Origin of the sequence: Nonomuraea sp. NPDC049784, from assembly GCF_040659615.1 — a bacterium.
Taxonomy (GTDB): Bacteria; Actinomycetota; Actinomycetes; order Streptosporangiales; family Streptosporangiaceae; genus Nonomuraea.
Map to the genome: position 1 here is coordinate 1 of NZ_JBFAMX010000884.1, position 3,201 is coordinate 3,201.

The following is a 3,201-nucleotide window of genomic DNA, read 5'->3' on the forward strand; positions in this document are numbered from 1 at the left end:
GCTACCTCAGCCCGATCGACTACGAGCACCAGACCACCGCTAGAGTGCTGCTCGCCGCATAACAGCCGGTGTCCACACTTCGGGGTGAGCCTCCCCGAGATCAGGCCACCTTGGGTTGCCGCCACCTGCTGGTCGGCGAGTTAAGGAATAACCCAACAGTTCGTGTACGGGCTCTGTGACACGATCAGCCCCAGGACCTGGGCGTTCTTTCTGGAGAACACGCCACCTCGGTGGTTGAGGAAACTTCGGGATCGGTGAAGCTTCTCCTTCGTTGCTGAGGTCTTCGTAGCGGTGGTGAAGACTAGGCGGCGCGTACCGTCCCCGGCCGGGGACGGCTCGGTCCGGTGCCGAGTGGGCACTCTGACACGGGACGCCTGCTCACGCGGGGGCTGGCCACGTACGCCAGCTCAGGCGCCCCAATAGCTTGCCGGGCCAGGTCGATCGCCATCGCCAGGACCTGGACACCGCCCGGTGCCGCTGACAGGATCGGCTGCTCGTGGGCGGCCTTGAGTACCGACGAACCCAAGGATGTATGCCTCCCAGACCACCCCAACCGTCCAACGTCGACCCTTGGGTTCGCCGGAACTCTGGGCTTTCATCGGGGTCGAGGAACCCGGGAACAGCCGTTGGCGCTGAGAATGATCTTGCGCGGAATATGACGTCCGGTTTCGGTGTGTGATCGTTTCAGCTTCGAAATTCGGGCATATGGCGTGATCGTCGCTTTGACGGTGATCAGTGATATCTCTACCGTTGTCACCCATGCCTGTGGGGTTTTGTCTGACGACCAGGTCAGGGCGCATACGGCGTTCGAGGAGCTGCCGTCAATGTCGGATCTGGAGAAGTTCTTCTTCCTGGACGCGTTCGATCGGGACGTGATCGCCAAGTCACGCCAGGACTCGCATCGCTTGGGCGTGGCCGTCCAGATTGGGACGGTCCGTTTCAAGGGGCTGTTCCTGGAGGATCCTTTGGCGGTGCCGTGGCCGGTGGTGGACTATCTGGCCGAGCAGTTGGGGATCGGCGATCCCTCGCAGGTGAAGAGGTACGGGGAGCGGCTGAAGACGGCAGATGAGCACGCGTGGATGATCCGGGATGCCTACGGCTACCACGACTTTGATGATCATGAATCGTGGGAGGGGCGGGTTCTGGCCAAGCGGTTCCGGACGTTCCTGCATGGCCGGGCCTGGACGCATGCCGAGGGGCCGACGGCGTTGTTCGATCAGTCGGTGGCGTGGCTGCGGCGGCACCGGGTGCTGCTGCCCGGGGTGACGGTGCTGGAACGTCTGGTGGCCAGCGTCCGGGAGCAGGCCGACGAGCGCTTGTATGCGACGGTGGCGCGTCAGGTGGAGTAGCTCACCGTTCAGGAGTCCCGGCACCGGCTCGCTCGTAAGATCTGCCACGGCGGAGGTGGTCAGATCCGCAAGGCGTACCGCGAAGGGCAAGAAGATCAATTAACCGGCTCTGGGCCTCGTCGTCAACGCGGTCGCGCTGTGGAACTCGAGGTATCTGTCAGCCGCGGTCGACCAGCTGCGCGCCGAAGGCGTCCCGGTCAAGGATGAGGACGCCGCCCGGCTATCCCCGCTCGGCCACGCCCACCTCAACGTCCTGGGCCGCTACTCCATCTCTTCCTCTGCACAGGCCGAAGGCCTGCGGCAGCTCGGCGAGATCCCCGACATCCCCGCTCTCCCCGACGACGGCCTGGAGGAGGAGGGGTAGACCCCAGGGACCCGGCGAATCGTCCGCCGTGCCCGGCCTGGCTGCGCGATCCTGTCCGTTTGGCGATCTTTCGAAGGATGCGCGGATGGCTGAGGAGATGCACCCGGCGTGGGACGAGGTCATCGACGACCTGGACGAGGAGGAGGGCGGAATCGTCATCGTCGAACGCGACGGTCCACCGCGGCGCCGGTGGGTGTGCTACGTCATGCCGGTAATGGTGGAGGTCGATCCCGACACCGACCAGATCACCCGGGTGGTGACGCTGCCGGAGGAGATCCGCGACGATATGGGCAACTTCTGCGTCTACGACGAGACGTTCGTCCGGCGCCGCATGGACTACGACCCCGTCGACCAGCCCGAGCTGCACGCCTGGAACGTTGCCCAGCCACGGTGGAACTCCCGCTTCCGCGTCGGAGGCCCGGACAACTGGCCCGAGCTCAGCCGGTGGGAGGGAGGGTTCGACCTCACCGACGCCGAGGTCAACCCCTACGCCGATCCCCAGTGACGGTCCGTCCTTGGTTTGAGGGCTCACCGGCGGGCCTTACCTGGCCCCGTCCGGTTCAGGAGCGGTGCCGCGCGATGTGTCAACGTTTGTGGCTATTGGGGCGTCTGTTGTGATGGGAGGCCCATGTGTACGTTCTGAACGGCTTGGAGGAAACCTTGCGTCTGGAGTTCCTCCTCATCGAGGCCCTGCACGACGAAGCGGAGCGGCTGACGGCGACGATTCAGCCACAGGCGCGATCTCGCCCGCTCCAGCCAGGTCAAGGCCGCAGGCGCCAGTAACCACCTGCCTCCCGCGCCCGGTTACGGTGCGGAAACCAGCGTGGCCGTGCAGGTGAACGGGGCCCGATCGCGGACCAGCCGTCCGCTGTCGGGGTAGCGCTGCAGCAACTCCTCCAGCTCAACGTCGGCAGCGGCGTCATCCTGCGGGCCGGCCACGTGCCGCTCGATCGCCTCCTGCAACGGGGCCGCGAACTCTTGGGGCCAGGACGTCAGGCCATGGGCGAGTACCCGCCCGGTCCGGGAATCGGCGAGATAGACATGGATGGGAAACCGCTCAGCGGCAGGCAGGCCGGGCGGGTAGCGGTCCGGGTGGTCCTGCCGTACGGTCTGCCACGGCTGCACCCCCCAGCCGCCCGTACCGAAACGGTGGCACAGCACCAGCACATTCGGCCGCTCGATGAAAGCGAAGCGGGCCCGGCCCAGCCGCCCATGCGTGGCCCCGACCTCCTCCGCCGTCGGCCCTGGCACCGCAATAAGCAACTCCACGTCCTGCGGCGACAGCCGCCAGGTCATCGCCTCGGGCAGTCGCTCGCGCATCGGATCGTAAAGCTGCCCGAGCGCCGGGCGAAAGGTCACCGCCATGAACGATGCCCCTTGTCCTGTCACGCGCCGACGAGCGCCGACGGCCAGCCCTCGTCATCGTCGTCGTTGTCGCGCGCCTCGTTCTTGTCTCCCGCGGACTGGGCGCGGCGATCGAACTCGTCA

The 3,201-nt window shown here is 66.2% G+C and carries 5 protein-coding genes and 1 pseudogene; 4 read left to right on the forward strand and 2 right to left on the reverse strand.

Annotation, left to right across the window (positions count from 1 at the left end; genetic code table 11):
- Positions 1 to 301 precede the first annotated feature (301 nt).
- On the reverse strand, positions 302 to 526 hold the full coding sequence (locus AB0J09_RS60370) for a hypothetical protein (protein WP_360712826.1): 225 nt from the start codon (positions 524 to 526) through the stop codon (positions 302 to 304).
- A gap of 184 nt (positions 527 to 710) precedes the next feature.
- On the opposite strand from AB0J09_RS60370, the gene AB0J09_RS60375 reads away from it, so the two are divergent.
- The 4 genes and pseudogenes from AB0J09_RS60375 to AB0J09_RS60390 all read left to right on the forward strand — a co-directional run bounded on the left by AB0J09_RS60375 (position 711) and on the right by AB0J09_RS60390 (position 2,218).
- Entirely contained in the window at positions 711 to 1,349 is a 639-nt protein-coding gene (locus AB0J09_RS60375) for a DUF4158 domain-containing protein (protein ID WP_360712829.1), read from the forward strand.
- A 12-nt stretch (positions 1,350 to 1,361) separates the two neighbouring features.
- Positions 1,362 to 1,442, forward strand: a pseudogene (locus AB0J09_RS60380) (hypothetical protein); the annotation flags it as partial.
- A 16-nt stretch (positions 1,443 to 1,458) separates the two neighbouring features.
- Positions 1,459 to 1,713: a Tn3 family transposase gene (locus AB0J09_RS60385; RefSeq protein ID WP_360712837.1), complete on the forward strand. Its 255-nt coding sequence runs from the start codon at positions 1,459 to 1,461 to the stop codon at positions 1,711 to 1,713.
- Between the two features lie 85 nt (positions 1,714 to 1,798).
- Complete coding sequence (locus tag AB0J09_RS60390; protein WP_360712832.1) at positions 1,799 to 2,218, forward strand: hypothetical protein; 420 nt, start codon at positions 1,799 to 1,801, stop codon at positions 2,216 to 2,218.
- Between the two features lie 299 nt (positions 2,219 to 2,517).
- Here the strand turns inward: AB0J09_RS60390 and AB0J09_RS60395 are convergent, their stop codons facing one another.
- The gene (locus AB0J09_RS60395; protein ID WP_360712834.1) at positions 2,518 to 3,078 is read right to left on the reverse strand and encodes a hypothetical protein; all 561 of its coding nucleotides are present in this window, start codon (positions 3,076 to 3,078) and stop codon (positions 2,518 to 2,520) included.
- Between the last annotated feature and the right edge of the window lie 123 nt (positions 3,079 to 3,201).

Excerpts from the sequence above, each read along its gene's own strand:
- AB0J09_RS60395 (WP_360712834.1), bottom strand. The coding sequence starts at position 3,078 with ATGGCGGTGACCTTTCGCCCGGCGCTCGGGCAGCTTTACGATCCGATG.
- AB0J09_RS60390 (WP_360712832.1), top strand. The coding sequence starts at position 1,799 with ATGGCTGAGGAGATGCACCCGGCGTGGGACGAGGTCATCGACGACCTG.